The sequence below is a fragment of the Limnobacter sp. G6BE5S genome (assembly GCF_058448965.1).
In genome coordinates this window covers 105,850-127,840 of record NZ_JBZFLM010000007.1, presented here as the reverse complement: position 1 = coordinate 127,840, position 21,991 = coordinate 105,850, and the positions used below count along the sequence as shown (strand labels likewise).

At 49.6% G+C, this 21,991-nt stretch carries 30 protein-coding genes and 1 tRNA gene; 21 read left to right on the top strand and 10 right to left on the bottom strand.

Annotated features, from left to right (window positions below; translation table 11 throughout):
* Positions 1-10 precede the first annotated feature (10 nt).
* Positions 11-403 carry a helix-turn-helix transcriptional regulator gene (locus tag ACVL1J_RS13600; protein ID WP_341714403.1) on the bottom strand — a complete coding sequence of 131 codons (393 nt, stop codon included), beginning with the start codon at positions 401-403 and terminating at the stop codon, positions 11-13.
* A 121-nt stretch (positions 404-524) separates the two neighbouring features.
* On the opposite strand from ACVL1J_RS13600, the gene ACVL1J_RS13595 reads away from it, so the two are divergent.
* From ACVL1J_RS13595 to ACVL1J_RS13550, 10 genes are all read left to right on the top strand, one after another.
* Positions 525-755: a helix-turn-helix domain-containing protein gene (locus ACVL1J_RS13595; RefSeq protein ID WP_341714404.1), complete on the top strand. Its 231-nt coding sequence runs from the start codon at positions 525-527 to the stop codon at positions 753-755.
* 22 nt (positions 756-777) lie between these two features.
* The gene (locus tag ACVL1J_RS13590; RefSeq protein ID WP_341714405.1) at positions 778-1,185 is read left to right on the top strand and encodes a hypothetical protein; all 408 of its coding nucleotides are present in this window, start codon (positions 778-780) and stop codon (positions 1,183-1,185) included.
* Between the two features lie 198 nt (positions 1,186-1,383).
* Complete coding sequence (locus ACVL1J_RS13585) at positions 1,384-2,286, top strand: helix-turn-helix domain-containing protein (protein WP_491665386.1); 903 nt, start codon at positions 1,384-1,386, stop codon at positions 2,284-2,286.
* Positions 2,283-3,683: a replicative DNA helicase gene (locus ACVL1J_RS13580; protein ID WP_491665385.1), complete on the top strand. Its 1,401-nt coding sequence runs from the start codon at positions 2,283-2,285 to the stop codon at positions 3,681-3,683. The genes ACVL1J_RS13585 and ACVL1J_RS13580 overlap by 4 nt, the downstream gene beginning before the upstream one ends.
* A gap of 42 nt (positions 3,684-3,725) precedes the next feature.
* A complete protein-coding gene (locus tag ACVL1J_RS13575) occupies positions 3,726-3,848 on the top strand; it encodes a hypothetical protein (RefSeq protein ID WP_341714408.1) in 123 nt (40 codons plus the stop codon).
* Positions 3,849-4,150: 302 nt separating this feature from the next.
* Positions 4,151-4,591, top strand: a complete 441-nt coding sequence (locus ACVL1J_RS13570; protein WP_341714409.1) for a hypothetical protein — start codon at positions 4,151-4,153, stop codon at positions 4,589-4,591.
* Positions 4,592-4,780: 189 nt separating this feature from the next.
* A complete protein-coding gene (locus ACVL1J_RS13565) occupies positions 4,781-5,056 on the top strand; it encodes a hypothetical protein (RefSeq protein ID WP_491665384.1) in 276 nt (91 codons plus the stop codon).
* A 23-nt stretch (positions 5,057-5,079) separates the two neighbouring features.
* Positions 5,080-5,238 carry a hypothetical protein gene (locus ACVL1J_RS13560; RefSeq protein ID WP_491665383.1) on the top strand — a complete coding sequence of 53 codons (159 nt, stop codon included), beginning with the start codon at positions 5,080-5,082 and terminating at the stop codon, positions 5,236-5,238.
* Positions 5,239-5,295: 57 nt separating this feature from the next.
* On the top strand, positions 5,296-5,598 hold the full coding sequence (locus tag ACVL1J_RS13555) for a hypothetical protein (protein WP_341714412.1): 303 nt from the start codon (positions 5,296-5,298) through the stop codon (positions 5,596-5,598).
* Position 5,599: 1 nt separating this feature from the next.
* A complete protein-coding gene (locus ACVL1J_RS13550) occupies positions 5,600-5,785 on the top strand; it encodes a hypothetical protein (RefSeq protein WP_341714413.1) in 186 nt (61 codons plus the stop codon).
* Between the two features lie 4 nt (positions 5,786-5,789).
* Here the strand turns inward: ACVL1J_RS13550 and ACVL1J_RS13545 are convergent, their stop codons facing one another.
* Together ACVL1J_RS13545 and ACVL1J_RS13540 are read right to left on the bottom strand one after the other, a co-directional pair.
* Positions 5,790-6,140 (bottom strand): hypothetical protein, encoded by a 351-nt coding sequence (locus ACVL1J_RS13545; protein ID WP_491665382.1) that lies wholly within the window; start codon positions 6,138-6,140, stop codon positions 5,790-5,792.
* 124 nt (positions 6,141-6,264) lie between these two features.
* Positions 6,265-7,173 carry a J domain-containing protein gene (locus ACVL1J_RS13540; protein ID WP_341714415.1) on the bottom strand — a complete coding sequence of 303 codons (909 nt, stop codon included), beginning with the start codon at positions 7,171-7,173 and terminating at the stop codon, positions 6,265-6,267.
* A gap of 144 nt (positions 7,174-7,317) precedes the next feature.
* On the opposite strand from ACVL1J_RS13540, the gene ACVL1J_RS13535 reads away from it, so the two are divergent.
* Positions 7,318-7,611 (top strand): hypothetical protein, encoded by a 294-nt coding sequence (locus ACVL1J_RS13535; protein ID WP_491665381.1) that lies wholly within the window; start codon positions 7,318-7,320, stop codon positions 7,609-7,611.
* 117 nt (positions 7,612-7,728) lie between these two features.
* Here the strand turns inward: ACVL1J_RS13535 and ACVL1J_RS13530 are convergent.
* Positions 7,729-7,804 (bottom strand) — tRNA-Asn (locus ACVL1J_RS13530).
* A gap of 122 nt (positions 7,805-7,926) precedes the next feature.
* On the bottom strand, positions 7,927-9,114 hold the full coding sequence (locus ACVL1J_RS13525; protein WP_159571469.1) for a pyridoxal phosphate-dependent aminotransferase: 1,188 nt from the start codon (positions 9,112-9,114) through the stop codon (positions 7,927-7,929).
* Positions 9,115-9,350: 236 nt separating this feature from the next.
* On the opposite strand from ACVL1J_RS13525, the gene uvrB reads away from it, so the two are divergent.
* From uvrB to iscX, 10 genes are all read left to right on the top strand, one after another.
* Positions 9,351-11,414 carry an excinuclease ABC subunit UvrB gene (gene uvrB, locus ACVL1J_RS13520; RefSeq protein ID WP_159571472.1) on the top strand — a complete coding sequence of 688 codons (2,064 nt, stop codon included), beginning with the start codon at positions 9,351-9,353 and terminating at the stop codon, positions 11,412-11,414.
* A 69-nt stretch (positions 11,415-11,483) separates the two neighbouring features.
* Entirely contained in the window at positions 11,484-11,975 is a 492-nt protein-coding gene (locus tag ACVL1J_RS13515; RefSeq protein WP_159571475.1) for a low molecular weight protein-tyrosine-phosphatase, read from the top strand.
* Between the two features lie 199 nt (positions 11,976-12,174).
* Positions 12,175-12,657, top strand: a complete 483-nt coding sequence (iscR, locus tag ACVL1J_RS13510) for a Fe-S cluster assembly transcriptional regulator IscR (RefSeq protein ID WP_341237752.1) — start codon at positions 12,175-12,177, stop codon at positions 12,655-12,657.
* A 27-nt stretch (positions 12,658-12,684) separates the two neighbouring features.
* Entirely contained in the window at positions 12,685-13,896 is a 1,212-nt protein-coding gene (locus ACVL1J_RS13505; RefSeq protein WP_159571481.1) for an IscS subfamily cysteine desulfurase, read from the top strand.
* Positions 13,897-13,923: 27 nt separating this feature from the next.
* The gene (iscU, locus tag ACVL1J_RS13500) at positions 13,924-14,304 is read left to right on the top strand and encodes a Fe-S cluster assembly scaffold IscU (RefSeq protein ID WP_138519366.1); all 381 of its coding nucleotides are present in this window, start codon (positions 13,924-13,926) and stop codon (positions 14,302-14,304) included.
* Positions 14,305-14,338: 34 nt separating this feature from the next.
* Positions 14,339-14,662: an iron-sulfur cluster assembly protein IscA gene (gene iscA, locus ACVL1J_RS13495; RefSeq protein ID WP_159571484.1), complete on the top strand. Its 324-nt coding sequence runs from the start codon at positions 14,339-14,341 to the stop codon at positions 14,660-14,662.
* 11 nt (positions 14,663-14,673) lie between these two features.
* Positions 14,674-15,210, top strand: coding sequence for a Fe-S protein assembly co-chaperone HscB (gene hscB / locus ACVL1J_RS13490; protein ID WP_394672620.1), 537 nt, complete (start codon positions 14,674-14,676; stop codon positions 15,208-15,210).
* A complete protein-coding gene (gene hscA / locus ACVL1J_RS13485; RefSeq protein WP_159571490.1) occupies positions 15,210-17,093 on the top strand; it encodes a Fe-S protein assembly chaperone HscA in 1,884 nt (627 codons plus the stop codon). The genes hscB and hscA overlap by 1 nt, the downstream gene beginning before the upstream one ends.
* Positions 17,094-17,125: 32 nt before the next feature.
* The gene (gene fdx, locus ACVL1J_RS13480) at positions 17,126-17,464 is read left to right on the top strand and encodes an ISC system 2Fe-2S type ferredoxin (protein WP_159571493.1); all 339 of its coding nucleotides are present in this window, start codon (positions 17,126-17,128) and stop codon (positions 17,462-17,464) included.
* 16 nt (positions 17,465-17,480) lie between these two features.
* Positions 17,481-17,675 (top strand): Fe-S cluster assembly protein IscX, encoded by a 195-nt coding sequence (gene iscX / locus ACVL1J_RS13475; protein ID WP_159571497.1) that lies wholly within the window; start codon positions 17,481-17,483, stop codon positions 17,673-17,675.
* On the opposite strand, the gene ACVL1J_RS13470 is transcribed toward iscX, so the two are convergent.
* From ACVL1J_RS13470 to ACVL1J_RS13450, 5 genes are read right to left on the bottom strand one after another with little or no spacing between them, the layout of a single operon-like run.
* Positions 17,676-19,223 carry a phospholipase D family protein gene (locus ACVL1J_RS13470; RefSeq protein ID WP_491665380.1) on the bottom strand — a complete coding sequence of 516 codons (1,548 nt, stop codon included), beginning with the start codon at positions 19,221-19,223 and terminating at the stop codon, positions 17,676-17,678.
* A 1-nt stretch (position 19,224) separates the two neighbouring features.
* On the bottom strand, positions 19,225-20,028 hold the full coding sequence (blaOXA, locus tag ACVL1J_RS13465) for a class D beta-lactamase (RefSeq protein WP_341237757.1): 804 nt from the start codon (positions 20,026-20,028) through the stop codon (positions 19,225-19,227).
* An 18-nt stretch (positions 20,029-20,046) separates the two neighbouring features.
* Positions 20,047-20,442, bottom strand: a complete 396-nt coding sequence (locus ACVL1J_RS13460) for a hypothetical protein (protein WP_159571504.1) — start codon at positions 20,440-20,442, stop codon at positions 20,047-20,049.
* A 56-nt stretch (positions 20,443-20,498) separates the two neighbouring features.
* A complete protein-coding gene (gene yghU, locus ACVL1J_RS13455) occupies positions 20,499-21,350 on the bottom strand; it encodes a glutathione-dependent disulfide-bond oxidoreductase (RefSeq protein WP_159571506.1) in 852 nt (283 codons plus the stop codon).
* Positions 21,351-21,404: 54 nt separating this feature from the next.
* The gene (locus ACVL1J_RS13450; RefSeq protein ID WP_341237758.1) at positions 21,405-21,950 is read right to left on the bottom strand and encodes a pyridoxamine 5'-phosphate oxidase family protein; all 546 of its coding nucleotides are present in this window, start codon (positions 21,948-21,950) and stop codon (positions 21,405-21,407) included.
* Positions 21,951-21,991 lie beyond the last annotated feature (41 nt).

The window sequence follows — 21,991 nt, the reverse complement described above, 5'->3', positions numbered from 1 at the left end:
TACCCCTTTATCAAAAACTTCCCGCGAGGGAGTCAATCATTTTTCTTGCTGCCCGCCTAAATTCAGGCGAGCCTGACTGCAATACCTGAACAATGTGAGCAATATCATCATCGCTGCCGGCCGGTAAATTCATGCTGGCCAGTTTTAATTCAAGTTCAGTCACACGTTGTTCCAAGCTTTTTTCGACCACCAGGAACTGCGACCCATCCCTTATTTCCTCAAACGACATGCCTAAATAATCAGCGATTTGCCTACAGCTATCCACGCTCGGTCTCGTTTTTCCAGCCGACCACTGGCTTACCTGCTGCGGACTAAACCCAAGCGCATCGGCCATTCGCGAGCGATTACCCCCGAATTTTTTATGCAGGATGTGGCTTATTGCCGCTTCAAAATTTTCATTCATTGGTGTCAATCCTACAATATTTTAATTTAAAAGTCAACTGAATTGAAAGAAATATTCCCGAAAGTGCTTGCAATCACTTTAAATTTGAATTATATTTAAACCATCAACAACGGGGGTACAAATGGAAATTAAAGATCAATGCTTTGAAGGCCTAAGCGGCCCACAAATCGCCATCCGCGTTTTGGGTGGCCAAACAAAGGCGGGCCAGAAGTTTGGGTACACACCTCAGGGCGTCCAAAATTGGGTGGTTCAGGGAATCCCCAAAAACATGGTGGAGCGCGTTGCTGAATACACTGGAATTCCAGTTGAAATGTTAAAGCAACGCCCTGGGCGCAGCAAGAAGAACGATTGAAATTTAAAGCAATAAAAAATAGTTGGAAAAAACAGGGTTCTTCGCCCACAAAAAAATTGGGGTAATTAATATGATTTTAAGGTTTGGTGAAATTCAGGAAATTGACCAAGGCCTGGCTGATCAAGTTTTAAAGACAGACCAGGTGTCGGGGGAGGTGATCAACAGATGCGCCCAGCAAGTAATGCGCGGGTTTGTTTTTGATCGAGAAATTAACTCAGTTGGATTTTTGGGAGCCTATGCCGAACTTGGCAAGGCAATTAGCAAATTGCAGGAATTAGCAACAAAGGAGGTTGATCAGAAGAAAGTTGCAATAACTGATGTGTGCATGAAAATCACGAGTGATCGTGTTCGTCAGCTTGTTTTGGCGGGGGACATGATTTCTGGACTGCCAGAGCAACCAATCATCAACGGATCGGTTCTGGTGCACTAATTTTTTTTGTAGTTAGAAAAACAAAAAGGACCCGCGCAGGATCCTTTCGGTCTCACTTTTGCTTGCGCTAACAAGCTTAGTGAATTTATCAAAACGTCATTAAGGGATGACATTCGATATGAAAAAGAATACCAGTTTATTAATTAAAAAGCAACAGTTATTTGTTGCGCAAGTGCATGTTTTTGTTGGGGGTTCAAAATGAGCTTCTCAATTTCCAACCTGGTTGCAAACTCTACTATTAGCAACCCCACTGACCTTAAAGTTGCAATGCAACTTGCGGACATAGCGGGCAACGATGGCACATGTTACCCAGGAATAACCTACATACGGATTCACACCAGGTTGTCGGAATCTACTATAAAAAGGGCTATTGCCCGGTTGATAAAAGATGGCCACCTGGCCAAGCAAAAGCGCGCCCATAAATCGAATTTTTACAAACTGACGCCAATTCCGTGTCCTCTGCGCACTGAATTTTCCTCTGGAATTCCTTCTCGGGAGCGCAAGGAGGAAATTCGAAATCTAATCCTTGGTGAAAAAATCACAACTTCCTTAGCAGAAGAAGAGCAAGGTATAGCTGAAAGTAATGGGTCAATTTGCACTATTACTGATGGTGACAAAGTAACAGGTCATTTTGACCCATTACGTGAGGTCAAATTGACCCCACGTAAGAGGTCAATTTGCACCACTAACCTATCAGTAGAACAATCAGTTGAACCATTAGGTAAGGAAGCTGACGCTTCCCCCCTTCCCTCTGTTCCTGCTAAAGCAGGTAAGAAAAAGACAGAGATCACACTCACGGAATACATAGCCAATTGCCAAGAAAATGACTTGGAGGTGGTGCCTGAAAACCATTACGTGTGGGACAAAGCAGAAGCGATCGGCCTGACCGTTCCCATGGTGAACTTGGAATGGGCGGTTTTTAAAGACAAATACACCTCTGGTGCCAAAACAAAATCTAAAAAATACGCCGACTGGTTGCAAACCTTTGCGAACGCCGTTACGAACGGATGGCACAAGCTTTACTACATCCAGGCTGATGGCCAAGTAATTCTTACTTCAACCGGCCGCGCTGCTGCCAAATTGCACGGGGTGCAGCTATGAGCTATGACGTAATGGAAATGGACGCTTCCCGCGTTGACCCAATCCTGCAAATTGAAAAGAACTTGCTCGGCATGTTCTGCGCGCACAAGGTACACATGCACACCTGCATGGCCCAGGGACTTAGACCACACCACTTCCGCGGCACTCTTACTCGCCAGATTTTTGAAGCATGCGTAAAGCTGGATGATGAACTGGACACGTTTGATTGGTACAGCGTCGGTCAAACGGTAAGTGCCACCGCCAAGGTTGAAAAAACGCAAAAGGTCACAGACCTTTTAATTGAGGCCTCGGCGCTTAAGCCTGAAATGCTGCCTGTGCATGCCCGCACCGTAATTGACCGGGCGGCCAAGGCTGAAATGATCGAGGCTATTAACGCCCTGATGGGTGAACTGCAGTCGCCAGGGGCTTCGCTGGATGATCTAGTTCCCGATTTTCAAGAAAAGCTAAGCGCATTGATGGACACCAAGCGTGCCCCAGGATATGGATTGGTGCACATGTCCCAGGTATTGAACGCCCAGCTTGATGCAATGCAGAATCGCCTTGACGGCAAGGTTACAAAAATCAGCACAGGGCTGATGGATCTTGACAGGCTTATTGGCGGTGGACTGAGATCGAGCAAGTTGTACTGTATTGCTGGGCGCCCGGCAATGGGTAAGTCGGCGAAGGGTCAGCACCTAATCACACATGCATCACGCTCTGGCAAAACAGTGTTTCATTTTTCACTGGAAATGGACAATTTTGAGTTGGGTGATCGCGTCGTGGCTAACTACAGCGGCGTAAACCTTTACTCGATTCAGAACCCAGAAGAAATGAGCGAAACCGATTGGTCAGCTTTTTCGGCCGGAATTGAGCGTGCGCGCGAAGATCTTAATGGCGTTTTCATAGACGACACACCACGACAAACGGTTCGCTCAATTGTTCGCGAAGCAAAGCGCATGGCCGTTAAAAACAAGCCAGACGTTATCGTTATCGACTATCTAGGGATCATTGGAAGCGAAAGGGACGAACAAAACGAGGCACAGCGTATTAAAAAGATGAGCGGCGAATTAAAAATTTTAAGCCGGGAAATGAAGTGCGCGGTTGTTATTTTGGCCCAATTCAATCGGGATACCGAAAACAATTCAGAAAAGCGGCCTTTGCTTTCAAACCTTAAAGGGTCAGGAGGGGTCGAGGAGGATTGCGATGTCGTCATTGGCCTGCATAGGCCCATTGAGTATGACAAGAATTTCAGTGACCCCGATCTTTGCGAACACATTGTTCTCAAATGTCGCGGTGGGAAAACGGGTACGGCTTACTCATCTTTCCACGGACGTACTCAGTATTTCGAAGATCGCCCTGGTTACGTGCCACCTGCAATTGAAAACACACCCACCTATGCCAAAAGGGGAATCAAGTGAAACCATTGTTACTACCTTAGCCGCGCTGGAAGGAGGTGCAGCATGAAAGCCAAACACTTCAAACTCGAAGAGCTGGTTCACCCAAGCTACGTGGAAAAGTTCGGGGATCGTGCCTGGCAATTCCTAGACCCTTTGGCGGTGGCCACACTGGATCAAATGAGGTAAAGATTTGGTCAGATCACGGTAAACAATTATTTATGGGGTGGGCCTAGGCAGTTTTCAGGTCTCAGACCAATGACAGGGGGCCCAGGGGCCCCTTTTTCTTTGCACAGGTTCGGCCGCGCCTTCGACTGCGTTTTTAGGGACACAAACCCGATTGCCGTGTTTGACGCGATCTTGAAAGGCCCAGCGGCATTCCCGCATATACGACGCCTGGAAGACGCCCGGGCGACCAAGACCTGGTTGCATTTCGATACGGCCAACACCGGAACAAAACAAATTCAAATTTTTCAACCCTGAGGTGAAGCATGGGATTTTTAGGGAAACTTTTTGGCACCGACAAGGCGCTGACCCAAACCGTTGAGACGGTGAGCAAGGGGCTAGATAAGCTAATACTAACTGAGCAAGAAAAAGCCGAGAGCGCATCGGCAGAACGAAGCGAAGCGAGGAAGATGATCGTTGAGTGGATGCAGGCCACCGCCGGGCAGAACATCGCTCGCCGAGTTATTTCTCTGGCCATTACTGCCGTTTGGCTGGGTCAGTACATCCTAAGCCAGGCGTTCGCGCTGGTTGCGGTTTACGCCGGTCGAGCAACTGAGGCCAACGAGGCCGCTGAAATCCTTCGGATTGGTGCAACGGACATGAATGATGCGGTTATGTTAATACTTGCTTTTTACTTTGCGGCACCCCACTTGGGCGAGATGGCAAAGGCCATTATTGAACGTAAATCAAATAAATCTACAAGTTAGAATAAATACTCTAAATATCGGATTAAGAAAATCAGCATTTCTGTTAGATGTATATTTTCTTAAAGTTACACACAATGCAAATATACGATGTATTTCATGGGGTTATGGCTATTGCCTTTATTTTTGTTAGCGCTAACATAAGCACATGGACGAAAAAAATTAGTCCGAAAAATAACAAAAGGATTAAGAATGACTACTTATCAAATTAGCAAAAAATGCCCGCTAGCCATGATTGTTGAATTGTTTGAAAATGGCTCTGCGTTTCACCACCAAGGGTGTTGCAGCGTTCAGCGAGCATGGGAAAAAGAAAAATTAACCTATGTTGGTTATACCGAGAATCAACTCGACCTACTGCGCGATGAATTTTTTGAGCGCTGCCGAGATTACACCGACGAAGAAGTATTGGAAGCCGCCGAGGATGGCGACAAATGGCCAATCGAATTTGGTTTCGTTGAAAAAATCTAATTAATTTTTTAAAGGGGAAAAAAATGAAAAGCGAAAAAATGTACATGAACATAAGCACCGGCAGTGTAGATTCGCGCGATGGTTGGTTTTATCAAAACGAAAGTGGTCAGACAGTTAATGCGGTTGACCTGGGGGAGGTAGTAGAAGTGGAGATGGTCAACGGCGAATGGTGCGAAGTGTGAATCGATTTTGCTAGAAAATAAAGAAATACAAACCTAAAAATTTATAAGGAATAAAAAATGAACTTTGGAAAAATTGAAATGAAAAGTTTTGAAATTATTAGCGCCGAAGACAATGGAGGAAAAAACCCATTAATTTGTGGCGATGTAATAATTGGTGGAAAGAAATTCGAGTTTGAGTTTGATTGCGATGGGGAGTATATGGACTACAGCCCACGTTTCCCGTTTATTCCTCAGCCCATTGATGTTGATTATTACGATGAGGTAAATGAAGCATACAAAGGAAGCGAGGAGGAATTCGCCAAGGACCGATCAGCGCTTTTTTCATACATTGCCAAAAAGTTCGAAAAGCTAGAGGCCTAATATGAATAATGGTAAAAGCAACGTGGCTGAGCGGGTTGCTGCTCACAAAGCTCGAAAGGAGTCGGCCGGTTTCAAGCGCATTTCAATCTTCGTGGCCGAAGAAACAGACAGGCGGATTCGGGCTTTGGCGAAGGGCGGAATGACCAAAGGCGAAGTGGTGGACAATATCTTTAAAAATTTAGGTTAGTAAATTAAAACTTTTTTTGCCTTTTCTGACAGGTACCATTTACTTCAGAATTAGAGTTTTCAGATTTGCTGTTTTGCGATATTAGACCAGAATAGCGATCAATCTTAAATTCCGTGGTCACAATCGATTGACCAGGACTTTGAGTTGTGAACTTAAAATAAATTTGCTGATCATCGAATATTCTTGATATAAGCTTTCCATTGCTCAAGTTACCATCGCTGACTTTTATGTCTTCAAAAAATTGATCTGTACCAAAATTTATATAAATTGAATCAACATCGAATTTGTTAATGGTTACAGTTTCAACGCCACCAAATTTTTTTGGAGACTTAGGATCTAAAAGTGAAAAAGACATTGAGCCAACAACCTTGCATTCCAGTTCCAGATTTACAAAATTAGTGGAAGCTTTGGAATAGCAATGAATGCCAAACATTAAAAAAGCACATAGGATTTGATTTCGAATCATTGTATGCCTAATTTTAGAACTGATTTTTTGGGATGGACGGCGTGTCTAAATTGCCGTTTGCTTGAAGAATTAGTTCAATGACGTAGCCCATATATTGACCTGTTTGTATGTCTAGATTGAACTCCAATGGCTCTCCAACCTTGCTGAACAAAGTATCGTCACCAAAATAAATTTGTGAGTTGCACCACACCTTTCCTGTCGCATATCTCATCTCGTACCGTCCCAAGGGGACTTCAGTTTTAAATGGCTGCCCACCCTTTACGTAGATAAATACATCATCCTGACCAGTGGAAAGATTCACCATCTTTATTAAATAATCCTGGCCCGCTGTTGTGCTGATGCTTAGCGGCGCAACTTTTTCGCCGACATTTGAAGCCCAAGCCATGCCACCGTGGACCTTGCCGCCAGAGTCGCAATTTTCGTACTTCATATACGAACGGCTATTTGGATTAAAGGCAGGGGCAACAGGGGGTTGATAGTTATCGGCTACAGTCGCTGGGGGTGTGGGTGCTGACTCTTCGCTGAAATAACCAATGCCGACCAGAACAACAATAAGTATAGAGATGACGGCATACGCATCAGTTGAGTCGTAAAACTTTTGAAAAAAACCGGCTTTGGCCGGTGCCATAGGGACTGGATCTGGCATCCAATCCTTGCAGTCACCTATTTCATCAGCATCGTTTTCATTTTCGTATTGACCCGATTCCTCTTGCCATTTGATCCATTCGTCGTGTTCGGCCCGACGCTGAGGGTCGATCAAAACCTCATAGGAATCTTTAACGATTTTGAAGATGCGTTCGTCCCCGCCTTCTCGATCAGGATGGTAGCGCTGGCTCAGTGCTTTGTACGCTGCCTTGATCACCTCAGGCGGCGCGTTCCTCAAAACCTTCAGGTTGTCATAGTGCGTGAAAAGTTTTGACATTACCTATCCGGATGATTGGGCCATTTTGCAAACGCAAAGATCCATAGCAGAACCAACCCGACGCCAGGAATTATTGATATGTAAGCCCAAGCTTTGTTGAAACCTGCTTTTTTAACAGCGGGGGCGATCAAAATATTAGGCAGAATGATCACCAGCACAATGATCCAATGCCAAATCGAAAAGCTGCCCATTTCATTTCCCCTCTATTTTTTGTTTTGGTGCTGGCCACTCAGCAAAAGACAGGATGCAGGCAAGGATGACAATCCCAAGCCATGGAATCGCAGCAAAAAGGGCAAGCCAAGGGTTGAAACCCGCACGGCCTATGATTCGAAAAAAAGGAACAACGATGAGCGCCGCAATGGCGGCATATACCAATATATCTTCCACATCAACCCCGTTATTTTTTTTACATTATTTAAAGCATTAGAACGAGTTTAAATGCATAAATATTACTTAGAGAAGCTATCTGTTTTGGGGGGTAGTTTTTTTGCGGGAAAGTGCGTTTTTTGCGGGAAAAGAAAAAGGGCTCCGATTTCTCGAAACCCTTTCTGTATTTGGCTCCCCGACCTGGACTCGAACCAGGGACCTGCGGATTAACAGTCCGTCGCTCTACCGACTGAGCTATCGGGGAAAGAGCCGAGATTATAGCAGCGAAATTTTTTTGTGCAACCCCAAATACCCAAATTGGACAAATGAATTACAAAAACCCCGCTGCCTGCTTAAACCTTAGGCAACTTATTGCTTAACCCCTGTTTAACCCAATGCTTTCGCAATGCGCTCGCAGGCTTTTTCCAGGTTGCCCATGCTGGTAGCAAATGAAATGCGGAAGTAACCTTCAGCACCAAAAGCAGAACCAGGCACCACAGCAACACCGGCTTCCAGCAGGTACGCCGTCAGTTCCAGATCATTTGCTGCCTTGATCTTGCCTTCTGCAGCCAGCTTCTCGATGGCCTTGCGCGCGTCTACAAATGCGTAGAAAGCGCCTTCGGCTTTCAAAGTTTGAATCGTCGGCACAGCATTCAAAGCCTTGGTCACAAACTCATTGCGTTCACGGAACGCAGCCACCATAGGCTTCAAACAATCCTGGTCGCCGCTCAAGGCAGTTTCCGCGGCCACTTGTGAAATAGACGTGGGGTTGGAAGTGGACTGGCTTTGCAGGTTCGTCATCACATCGATCAACTTGGCCGGGCCCGCTGCAAAACCAATACGCCATCCGGTCATGCTGTACGCCTTGGAAACACCGTTCAACACCACGGTACGGTCTTTCAATGCGGGGCAGGCGTTCAAAATATTCACAAACGGCACACCAGCCAGGTTGATGTGCTCGTACATGTCATCGGTGGCCACAATAATATTGGGGTGCTTCAACAGCACTTCGCCCAAGGCCGCCAACTCTTCCTTGGTGTACACAGCGCCCGTGGGGTTGCTGGGGCTGTTGATCATGAACATCTTGGTTTTTGGCGTAATGGCGGCTTCCAGTTGGGCAGGGGAAATTTTAAAGCCCTGCTCAATGCCGGCAAACACCAGCTTGGGCACACCGCCAGCAATTTCAACAATGTCAGCGTAGCTCACCCAGTAAGGTGCAGGAATTACCACCTCGTCACCATCGTTGATGGTAGCCAGCACCATATTAAAAATGCATTGCTTGCCACCCACGCCAACAACAATTTCATTGGCTTTGTATTCCAGCCCGTTGTCGCGTTTTAGCTTGGCGATCACGGCGTTTTTAAGGCCTACGGTGCCACCAACGGCTGTGTATTTCGTAAAGCCGGCATCAATGGCTTTCTTGGCAGCCTCTTTGATGTGGTCAGGCGTGTCGAAGTCGGGTTCACCAGCGCCCAAGCCGATAATGTCTTTACCCTCGGCTTTCAGTTGGGCCGCCTTGGCTGTCACGGCAAGTGTAGGGGAAGGTTTGATCGTAAGTGCGCGATTTGAAAGCATGATTCCGTTGTCTGGGAGTGAAAAAAGAAAAAGTCAAGTCTGGAAAAAAAACTCATTTCCGACGATAATGCAGGATTGGCTTATCACAAAATGCTGCGAATTTTCTGCAGCCAACAGCCCAATGATGCAACTCCGTAATTCTACGGGATTGGCCAGAAGGTTCAACCCGTGGGGTTAATCATTGGCTAAAACCGCTGTGCTTTGTGGTTGCCTCGCATCAAGACTCGTAGTTTAACATGGCCCCTGGATTTATCAGTTACCCCAACAGTCCGTTCGAGCTTTACCAGCCCTACTCCCCGGCTGGCGACCAGCCGACCGCGATTGAAAAGCTGATCGAAGGCGTGAACGATGGCGAGGTGTTTCAAACCCTGCTGGGCGTTACCGGCTCGGGCAAAACCTTCACCATGGCCAATGTAATCGCCCAAACCGGGCGCCCGGCTTTGGTTTTGGCCCCCAACAAAACCCTGGCTGCCCAGCTGTACGCTGAAATGCGCGAGTTTTTCCCCAAAAATGCGGTGGAATACTTCGTCAGCTACTACGACTACTACCAGCCCGAAGCCTACGTGCCCAGCCGCGACCTGTTCATTGAAAAAGACAGCTCGATCAACGAGCACATTGAACAAATGCGGCTTTCAGCCACAAAAAGCCTGCTGGAGCGCCGCGACACCATTATTGTGGGCACGGTCAGCTGCATTTACGGCATTGGTGATCCATCGGACTACCACGCCATGATTCTGAGTATTCGCCATGGCGACAAGCTCAGCCAGCGCGACATTCTGAAACGCCTCATCGCCATGCAGTACAAGCGCAATGACCTGGACTTCACGCGCGGCACCTTCCGGGTTCGGGGCGACACCATCGACGTGTACCCGGCCGAACATTCCGAGTTGGCTGTGCGTATCGACCTGTTCGACGATGAAATAGATGCAATTCAGCTATTTGACCCGCTAACCGGCAAAATTCGCCAAAAACTGCCACGTTTCACGATTTACCCCAGCAGCCACTATGTAACGCCCCGCGCCACGGTGCTGCGTGCCATTGAAACCATTAAAGCAGAATTGCGCGAACAACTTGATTTCTTTGTCAAAACCGGAAAACTGGTCGAGGCCCAGCGCCTGGAACAGCGCACCCGCTTTGACCTGGAAATGCTGGCCGAACTCGGTTTTTGCAAAGGCATTGAAAACTACAGCCGCCACATGTCAGGCGCAGCGCCTGGCGAGCCGCCCCCCACACTGATCGATTACCTGCCCAAAGACGGCTTGATGATCATTGACGAAAGCCACGTCACCATTGGCCAACTGGGCGGAATGTACCGTGGAGACAGGTCCCGCAAGGAAACTTTGGTTAACTTCGGCTTTCGTCTGCCATCTGCCATGGACAATCGCCCCTTGCGTTTCGAGGAATTCGAGTCCAAAATGCGGCAAACAGTGTTTGTTTCAGCCACGCCCTCGAATTACGAGAAAGAGCATTCTGGCCAAGTGGTTGAACAAGTGGTGCGCCCCACAGGGCTGATTGACCCTGTGATTGAGGTGCGCCCTGCCACCACCCAGGTCGATGACCTGCTCAGCGAGATTCACGAACGAACTCGCGCTGGCGATCGAGTATTGGTCACAACGTTGACCAAGCGCATGGCCGAAGACCTCACTGACTACCTCAGCGACAATGGTGTTCGCGTGCGTTATTTGCATTCCGACATTGAAACCGTTGAGCGCGTTGAAATTATCCGTGACCTGCGTTTGGGCGAATTTGATGTGCTGGTTGGAATTAATTTATTGCGCGAGGGCTTGGATATTCCGGAAGTGTCCCTAGTTGCAATACTGGATGCCGACAAAGAAGGCTTTTTGCGCAGTGAACGCAGTTTGATTCAAACCATTGGCCGCGCTGCCCGCAATTTGAACGGCAAAGCCATTTTGTACGCAGACCGGGTTACCAATTCCATGGAATTGGCAATTGGCGAAACCACCCGCCGCAGAAACAAGCAAATTGAGTTCAATACAGCAAACGGCATTACCCCACGGGGCGTGAACAAACAGGTCAAGGAACTTATCGACGGTGTGTTCGATCCAAACGCTTCAAGGCAACGCAAAGCCGATAAGGCCATGGAAGTTGCCCCCTTGGGTGAAAAGCAGTTGGCAAAAGAGATTAAACGGCTTGAGAAACTCATGCTGGAACACGCGAAGAACCTGGAGTTTGAAAAAGCCGCCCAGGCCCGCGACCAGTTGGGTTTGCTGAAAGAACAGTTGTTTGGCAGCAAGGGCGAGTCCAACGTGACCTCGCTGGATGCCAAACGCAGCGCCTGAAGCAAGCAGGCGCGTTGCAAAGATTTGAAGAGTTTTACTTTAATGGGTTCAGGACAATAGGAAGCCAATATGAAAAGCAAAGTTTTGTTTGTGTGCATGGGAAACATCTGCCGCTCACCAACAGCAGAAGGCGTTTTCAGGCAGATGGTAAGCGAAGCGGGTCTTGACCATGAAATTTCTGTTGAGTCAGCCGGCACGCATGCCTACCATTTGGACAAAACGCCCGACCCCCGCGCCGAGGCAGCTGCAGCCAAGCGTGGTTACGACATTTCCAATCTGATTTCACGCCAGGTCACTGCTGACGATTTCCGCGACAGTGACATGATCCTGGCCATGGATTGGGACAACATGAGCCTGCTTCAACAGCAGTGCCCACGCCAGTACGCGCACAAAATTCAATTGATGATGCGCTACGCCACTGAACATGACGAAGCCACCGTGCCCGACCCCTACTATGGCGGCCCCGATGGTTTTGACACCGTGTTGAACTACATTGAAGACAGCTGCACAGGCTTGTTGGAAGTGTTGCGCAAACGTGTATTTCAGTTCGCAGCAGCATAATTGCACAACGCCCGTGTGAAAGCGGGCAAATCATAAAAAACCGCTAGCCCAGGCTGGCGGTTTTTCTTTTGCAGACCAAGGTTTCCCCTAGCCATTCAAACCCGCCGAATACTTGAGTAAAACAGTCAACTTTGCTATACTTGATCAAAATAGTAGGAATTAGCCGGAAGGCTTTTAAGGGTGCAATAAAAGGATTGCCATGCGATTGACCACAAAAGGCAGATTTGCCGTTACAGCCATGATTGATCTTGCTTTACAGCAAGACACAGGGCCGGTTTCGCTCGCCGGCATCAGCCAGCGCCAGAGTATTTCACTGTCGTATCTGGAGCAGTTGTTTTCGAAGCTGCGCAGGCACGAGCTGGTTGAAAGCGTTCGCGGCCCCGGTGGCGGTTATCATATTGCCCGCGCCCTGAAGGAAGTCAGCGTTGCTGACGTCATTTTGGCTGTGGATGAACCGCTGGATGCAACCCAGTGTGGTGGCAAGGAAAATTGCACCGATGAAGGCCAGTGCATGACGCACGACCTGTGGAGCAGCCTTAACACCAAAATGCTCGAATATTTGGGCTCAGTCACTTTGCAGTGCTTGGTTGAAAAGCACAAACAAAAAGACGCTGAGCGAACCATTCAGTTTCGTGAAAGGCCAACGGCATCTAATGCCGCAGCCGCACAACATACACATTAAATAGCAGTTGATTGGAGCAAATACACTATGAAGATGCCGATTTATCTCGATTACAGCGCCACCACCCCTGTGGATCCGCGCGTAGCCGACGCCATGATTCCTTTCCTGCGTGAAAGCTTTGGCAACCCGGCATCCCGCAGTCACGCCTATGGCTGGACCGCCGAGGAAGCCGTTGAAAAAGCCCGTGAAGACGTTGCCGCTTTGGTCAACGCCGACCCACGCGAAATCGTGTGGACTTCTGGCGCAACCGAATCGAACAACCTGGCCATCAAGGGTGCGGCGCTTTTCTATGGCGAAACCAAGGGCAAGCACATCATCACCTTGAAAACTGAACACAAGGCTGTGCTAGACACCTTCCGCGACCTGGAACGCCATGGCTTTGAAGCCACTTACCTGGACGTTCAGGACAACGGCCTGATCAGCATGGACGCCCTGAAAGCTGCCATTCGCCCAGACACTGTGTTGATTTCAATCATGTTTGTGAACAACGAAATTGGCGTGATTCAAGACATTCCCGCCATTGGCGAATTGTGTCGCGAGAAAGGCATCATTTTCCACGTGGACGCTGCGCAAGCCACCGGCAAGGTAGAAATCGACCTGCAAAAGCTGAAAGTAGATTTGATGAGCTTTTCTGCGCACAAAACTTATGGCCCCAAAGGCATTGGTGCCCTGTATGTACGCCGCAAGCCCCGTATTCGCATTGATGCACAAATGCACGGTGGCGGCCACGAGCGTGGCATGCGCTCAGGCACCTTGGCCACCCATCAAATCGTTGGCATGGGCGAATGCTTCCGCATTGCCAAAGAAGAAATGGCCAGTGAATTGCCACGCATGAAAGCATTGCGCGACCGTTTGCTCAACGGTTTGAAAGCCATTGATGAAATTTATGTCAACGGTGATCTGAATCAGCGTGTGGTGCACAACCTGAACGTGAGCTTCAACTTCGTGGAAGGCGAGTCGCTGATCATGGGCGTAAAAGAAATTGCGGTATCGTCTGGTTCAGCCTGTACATCGGCCTCTCTTGAGCCCTCCTATGTACTACGAGCATTGGGCCGCAGCGACGAATTGGCGCATAGCTCGATTCGTTTCTCGATTGGTCGTTTCACGACTGAAGCCGATGTTGATTTCACCATCGAATTGATGAAAGCCAAAGTGGCGAAGTTGCGTGAATTGTCGCCCCTTTGGGAAATGCACCTGGACGGCGTGGATTTAAGCACCGTTCAATGGGCTGAGCACTGAAATATTTGAAGATTGAGGAGAAGTACCATGGCATACAGCGAAAAAGTTCTAGACCATTATGAAAACCCCCGCAACGTGGGCTCGTTCGAAAAGGGCGACGACGAAGTGGGTACAGGTATGGTGGGCGCACCCGCTTGCGGCGACGTAATGAAACTGCAAATCAAGGTAGGCGCCGACGGTTTGATTACCGATGCGAAGTTTAAAACCTACGGCTGTGGTTCGGCCATTGCATCGTCTTCATTGGTCACCGAGTGGGTCAAGGGCAAAACCCTGGACCAGGCTTTGGAAATCAAGAACACGGCGATTGCTGAAGAGTTGGCCTTGCCACCTGTAAAAATTCACTGCTCCATTTTGGCTGAAGACGCCATCAAGGCAGCGGTTGAAGATTACAAAAAGAAGCACGCCTGATTGTTGAAAAGTTGTTGATAAGGAATTGAACACCATGGCGATTACATTGACTGAGCGCGCCGCCGACCACATTAGCAAGTTCCTGACCAAACGCGGCAAGGGAATTGGTTTGCGCATTGGTGTGCGCACCACCGGCTGTTCCGGCATGGCTTACAAGCTGGAGTTTGTGGATCTTGTTTCCGACGAAGACAATGTATTCGAAGCCCATGGTGTGAAGCTTTTTGTGGATCCCAAAAGCATGCCTTACCTTGAAGGCATTGAACTGGACTTCGCACGCGAAGGCTTGAATGAAGGTTTCAAATTCAACAACCCCAATGAAAAGGCGCGCTGCGGCTGTGGTGAAAGCTTCACCGTTTAATTGTCAGCCCAATGACCAACTTAGCAATCAAGTTAAACGACAGCGATTTTGATATTTTTGGGTTGCCCTGCCAGTTTGCTCTGGACAGCGCAGCCCTTTCTGCTTCTTATCTGCGACTTCAAAGCCAAACCCACCCTGATCGCTTTGCGAATGCCGGCGCTCAGGAAAAAAGGCTGGCAGTGCAGTGGGCCACCCGTGTGAACGAAGCCTACAAACGCCTTCAAAACCCGATGGAACGTGCCATTTACTGGTGCGAACTACACGGCGAAAATCCGCGTGGGCAACAAAGTAATCTGCCACCTGCACTGCTGATGCAGCAAATGGAATGGCGAGAATCACTTGAAGAAATCAAGGGCGTAGAAGCACTTGAAGATTTGCTGAGCGAAGTGGCCGCCGAGAAAAAGCGTTGTTTGACCTTGATCGCACAACAAATTGATACAGAAAAGAACGCGCAGGCAGCCAATGGCACTGCACAGGCTTTGCTGTTCATTAACAAATTCATGATTGAGTTGACCAAGAAATTGGAGCAACTGGAGGATGCCAGCTAATGGCTTTGTTACAAATTGCTGAACCAGGCATGTCGACAGCACCGCATGAGCACAGGCTCGCGGTGGGGATCGACCTGGGCACCACGCATTCACTGGTGGCCAGCGTACGCAGCGGCAGCGCCGAATGTTTGCCCGATTCTTCAGGCCGTGTCATTTTGCCCAGCGTGGTGCGTTACGGCGAAACAGGCGTGAAGAACATGGGTGAAGACGCCTTGGCCTGTGCGGACACAGACCCATTCAATACCGTGTTTTCGGTCAAGCGCCTGATGGGGCGAGGTCACAAGGATGTGCAGGGGTTGAACCTGCCCTACCGTGTGAAAGATTCCGGCGGCATGGTTGAAATTGAAACTGACTATGGCACCAAAAGCCCGGTGGAAGTGTCTGCCGATATTTTGCGTGCATTGCGCAAACGCGCTGAAGCCACTTTGGGTGGCGAGCTGGTCGGTGCGGTAATTACAGTACCCGCGTATTTCGATGATGCACAACGCCAAGCCACCAAAGACGCAGCACAACTGGCTGGTCTGAACGTACTGCGACTGATCAACGAGCCCACCGCAGCTGCTGTGGCGTACGGTCTTGATCAAAATGCGCAGGGCCAGTTTGTGGTGTTCGATTTGGGTGGTGGCACATTCGATGTGTCCATTCTGCGCCTGCAAGCCGGTGTATTTGAAGTGCTGGCCACAGGTGGTGATTCAGCGTTGGGCGGTGACGATTTCGACCGCGCCATGGCCGACCACTTCATTGCCACACATGGCTTTGAAGAACTGAACGCGCAACAGCGATCACGCCTGGTCATGGCTTGCCGCCGCGTGAAAGAACAAATTTCTCACGAGCACACTGCATTTCTAAGCGTGGAATTTAAAAGCGGTGAAACCATTGCAGAAACAGTCACCGCCGAGCAGTTTGAGGCCATTGTAGAGCCGTTGGTGAAACGCACCATTCAAGCCGCCCGCAAAACATTGCGCGACGCTGGCTTGAGTACCGATGAAATTGATGGCGTGGTCATGGTGGGTGGCTCTACCCGCATGCCCGTGATTCGCAAAGCTGTGAAAGCGTTTTTTGGCAAAGACCCGCTGGTGAACTTGAACCCGGATGAAGTGGTAGCGATTGGCGCATCCATTCAAGCCGATACCTTGGCGGGCAACCGAAGCGACGACGAACTGCTACTGCTTGACGTGATTCCACTGAGCCTGGGCCTTGAGACCATGGGTGGCCTGACTGAGCGAGTCATTAACCGCAACAGCACCATTCCAGTTGCGCGTGCACAGGAATTCACCACCTTCAAGGACGGGCAAACCGCCATGGCCATTCACGTGGTGCAAGGTGAACGCGAACTGGTGTCAGAAAACCGTTCACTGGCGCGGTTCGAGCTGCGCGGCATCCCACCCATGGTGGCTGGTGCGGCGCGCATTCGTGTCACCTTTCAGGTTGATGCCGATGGCTTGCTCGCTGTAAATGCCATGGAAACAGGTTCTGGCGTATCGGCCAATATCACCGTAAAGCCTTCTTACGGACTGGACGACGATCAAATTGCCGGCATGCTTAAAAACAGTTTTGAGTTTGCAGAAGCTGACATGAACGCACGCCAGTTGCGCGAGCAGCAAGTGGAAGCCATGCGCCTGGTGGAATCGGTTGAAGCGGCCATTGCGAAAGACAGTGAATTGCTCGACACCACCGAACTCAACACGATTGATGCCAGTGTGAATGCATTGCGAGAACTGGCTCAAACCGAGGATTTGCGTGCCATTGAAAAAGGCATCGACGACTTAAGCCATTTGACAGCAGACTTTGCCGCACGCCGAATGGATGCAGGTATTCGCAAAGCGCTGACCGGAAAAACCATCGACACTGTGAGCACCACCCTTGGCGGCGCTGCGAAATAAACGCGACACAACAGAACACGAGAGATTTAGAGATGCCAATTATTAAAATTTTGCCCCATGAAAGCCTTTGCCCTGAAGGCAAAACATTTGAAGTACCCGTGGGTGCCCAATTGTGCGAAGCTATTTTGAACAACGACATTGCACTGGAACACGCTTGCGAAATGAGCTGTGCCTGTACCACTTGCCATGTCGTGATCAAGGAAGGTTTCAACAGCCTGAATGAAAGCGATGATGATGAAGATGACTTGCTGGACATGGCTTGGGGACTGACTCCCCAAAGTCGCTTGTCTTGCCAGGTGAAAGTAGCCGACAAAGACCTGGTGGTGGAATTGCCGAAATACACCATCAACCACGCACGCGAAAATCACTGATCAAGGGGGCCACAACATGAAATGGACTGACACGCTGGATATTGCGCTTGAATTGATTGATGCACACCCCGATGTGGACCCAAAGTACATTCGTTTCACGGATTTGCACAAATGGGTATGTGCCCTGCCCGGCTTTGAAGATGACCCCAACAAGTCAAATGAAAAAATTCTGGAAGCAATCCAGATGACCTGGATTGAAGAGCAGGATTGATTACAACAAGCTGTTGATGGGCAGCAGGGAATAGAAAAACACCACAGTCCTTCGCCACAGTGTGGCCTTGGGCTCCAGATTGTGAACAATTTCCTTCCCGGCTTGCCGCTCTATCCACACCAAAGCATCGTTCTCATCCAGACGCACTTCATAAGCCATAATTGGCAGCGCCTGAAAGCCCAATTCAATTTGCATTGCCAGCGCGGGGCTTTGAATCAAAAAGCCCATTTCCGTGTTCAAGTTCACAGACCGTGGATCAAAGTTGAACGAGCCCACAAATACGCGAGAACCATCCACTGCGAAAGTTTTCGTGTGCAGGCTTGAAGCCGAACTGCCGATCATCAGGTTACGTTTGCCTCGGTCAGAATTTTTAGCGCCTGGGGCACTTTTCAATTCGAACAGCTTCACGCCAGCTTTCAACAACTCCACTCTGGTTTTTGCATAACCGGAATGCACGGCGGCCACATCAGTGGCCTCCAGCGAATTCGTCAATACCTGGACATTTACACCTGCTTTGGCCAAGCGGGAAAAGAATGCAACACCACGTTCAGTCGGCACAAAGTACGGCGACACCACACTCAAGCTGAACTTGGGTTCTGCAATGAAATCACGCAACTCAGTCACCAGGTAATTTTCTCGGTTGGCTGTGTTCAACCCTTTGGCCGGGTCGTCGCTCACCATGCGCACAGAGGTCCACTGAAGTGGCAAAGTGCCATTCATGAATTGGCGCAAAAAAACTGAATTCTCTACCGGAGTCTGATACTCCATGACACGCTCGGTCTGCTCAAAGTTCAGTGCGCTTTGATCAATTTGATCAAGAATGGCTGGCTCGGTGGGCAGCAAAATTTTAGCGGATGGATACGCCGAGTCGCTTCGCCAGTAGGCATCGAAATCCCGCGATACGGCTCGGACCACATGGCCCACGCACAACATGTCCAGATCCATGAACACAGCCGCATCGGTTGCACCAAAGTATTCGTCCCCAATGTTGCGCCCACCAGAAATGGTAACTATGTTGTCGACCGTGAACGACTTGTTGTGCATGCGCCGGTTCACGCGAGAAAAGTCGGTGAAGTAGCCCAGCCATTTGGGGTTGCGAATGACAAATGGATTGAACAGGCGAACCTCGATATTGGGGTGACGGTCCAGCCGATTCAATTGATTGTTCAGACCGGCAATGCCGTTGTCATCCAGCAGCAAACGAACCCGCACGCCACGGTCAGCCGCCTTGATCAATTCGTTGAACATAAAGGTACCTGTGGTGTCATTGCGCCACAGGTAAGACTGAATATCAATGGTGCGTTCGGCCGCTCGCAGCAAGATCACCCGACTGGCAAAGGCATCCTTGGGGTCTTGTATGGGGTATATGCCTGCTTTGCCGCGATGCTCGGTTTCCAGTGGGCCCAGTGCCCTGCCCAAACTGGTTTGACGGGCCAGTTGTTCACTCAGCGCGCTGGATTGAATGCGGTCATTGAGGAGCGGTAGTGCGCAGCCTTGCAGCAAACCAAGCAGTAGAAAAACTGAGGCCCGAACAAGCAAGCGGCTCATGTCAGTTGGCAGGCAAAGCGTTGATGGAACGAAGTACCGCCCGGGTAATTGCTTCTCGCTTTGGCAAGTCGCCGATGCGATTGGGCGTGTCGATATTCAAGGCGAAAAATACGGGCCCATCTGGCCATTCAACATAGCCAACCCACCAGCCAAAGCGACCTTCCCAGCCCGTTTTGCCGCGAAGTATCCAGTCTTTTCCCGCCTCGACAATGATGATGTCTTTCACGAGTCGCTGGTGCTCTAGCTTGAAAGGCAAACTGTTCGTGTAAAGCTTTTGTAAAAACTGGATTTGCTCGAAGGCATTGATTCGAATATTTCCGTCGAGCCAATAACCGTCTTTTCCGCCACTGGGGTCGGCATTGCCATAGCCCGCTTTTTCCAGATAGGTGCGGGCGGCCTTCTCGCCAATTTGTTGGCCAATCCACTGATAAACCCACACCACGGAGCCCCGCATGGAAGAGCGAAGGTTGTGGTCCGAGTTCCAGACATCGAAGTCACGTTTCTTCCCGTCCCATTTGAACACCTGAAACTCGTCTTTCACCACCCCGTGTTCAAGTGCAAACAGGGCATGGGGAATCTTGTAAGTGGAGGCAGGCAGATAGGGAGTACTGGCACGTTTTGGATTGTGAACCTGAACAATTGCACCGGGAGTGCGTTGGTCCAACACCACTAGGGTGCCCTCGGCATTGTGCTGCTCAAAGAAGGTTTTCCATTCAGGGCGTTCCACTACTTCAAGCGGAGTGGCGCTGTGAACAGTACTTAAAACAAAAGAGAATGCAAGAAATACCGCATTGAACAGGCGCATCAACTCCCCCTTTTTTTATTATCGAACAGCGGAGTCCTTTCCGATAATTTTATTGATCTCTGCGCTACTTAACGTTGAAGAGTCACATTTCGCATACCCGGTTCGCTCGGTCACCAGATAACGCACACCACTGCTGTTTTGCAAGCCTGTGTCTTTTTCGCCTTCCTGAATACTCAGTTCGTCGTAGGCTGCAGACAAACACGCCCGTTCTGCCCCGTTTCGCCAAGTGGTTCTGGCGGCATCAATATTGGTCCAGGGTGCATGGTTTGAACGCGCATAAATATAAAACAAACCCGGTCCAACTTCTTCCTGTTTGTAACCACCGCCCAGCATGTTGTTGCCTTTGGACAAATCATGGGTGGAAGCACAACCCGCCAGGCAGGCCAACGCCACCGCAAACACAAGCTTTTGCAAAATAGAACTCCACAACAAATCAAAGAAAGGGCACATTGTGCCCCAGCCTGCTGACCTTAAATGGCCTTGCCATCGAAATCACTGGCGCTGTGCCGCTCCAGCACCTGCTCATTGCTTTCGCCCCAGGCGCGATTCACCATGCGCCCGCGAATTACAGCAGGCCGTTTGGCAATTTGCTCGGTCCAACGTAACACATTGGTATAAGTGTGGGCTTCCAGAAACTCTGCGGCGTCATACACTTTGTTGGTGACCAAAGCACCATACCACGGCCAAATCGCCATGTCCGCAATGGTGTATTCGCTGCCTGAAATGTATTCCTGATCGGCCAATTGGCGATCCAGCACATCAAGCTGACGTTTTACTTCCATCGCGTAGCGATTAATCGGGTATTCATATTTTTCAGGCGCATAGGCATAAAAATGCCCAAAACCGCCACCCAACATAGGCGCGCTGCCCATTTGCCAGAACAACCACGACAAGGTTTCTGTTCGCTTTGCAGGGTCAGTGGGCAAGAATGCCTTGAACTTCTCGGCGAGATACAGCAGGATCGAACCCGATTCAAACACGCGTGTGGGTGGGTTGGTGCTGCGGTCAAGCAGGGCTGGAATTTTGCTGTTGGGGTTCACTTCAACAAATCCGCTGCTGAACTGGTCGCCGTTGGAAATATTGATCAACCAGGCATCGTATTCCGCACCGGAATGCCCCAAGGCAAGCAATTCTTCCAGCATTACAGTCACTTTTACGCCATTGGGCGTGGCCAGGGAATACAACTGCAAGGGCTGCTCGCCCACGGGCAAATCTTTCTCATGGGTGGCGCCAGCAATGGGGCGATTGATGTTGGCAAATTTGCCACCGCTTTCTTTGTCCCACACCCATACATTGGGTGGCGTGTATTTGGAATCACTCATTATTCTGACCTCGCTTTGCTAACTGCTCAAAAAATATCAAGGTTTAGGATACCTTCAGGGAACCATGTTTTGATGAATCCAGTGTCCGGTTTCGTCAAGATCACAGCGAAATCGCACATGGCCCTCGCGCTTCAATTCCAATAATTCGACATTCAAAACTTTCACGTTCAACACCACAAAATTCATGCGGGCCGTGTCGAAATCGTAAGTCAAGCTGTCACCAACAAGCGCATCTCCGGGAGCGCTCAGGGTGGCGTAGTCTTTTCTGGCGTATTCGGGGATTCGATCCCAAAAACCATTCACAATCAATTCACTGGTCTCAGGCTTTGCAATGCCACATACTCTGAGTTGGGTGTTGCTGCGCGGGTTCCAGAACAACAAAGCGACACGCGAGTCGTGGGCCAGGTCAGCCATTTTCTGGCTTCGACGATCGGTGTAAAACACCAGCGCGTGTTCAGCCATATTCACGGCTCGCAAAACAACAGAGCGCGCCTGTGGTCCTTTTGCACCCGCAGTGCTGAATGCGACTACACGCCATGGGTGCTTTTTGTCCACTGTGGCCCGCACCAAGGTTTTCCAGATTTCTTCGGCATGGTTCATGCTTCTCTCCACGCCGTAAACGGGTTTTGTTTGTTCGGCTT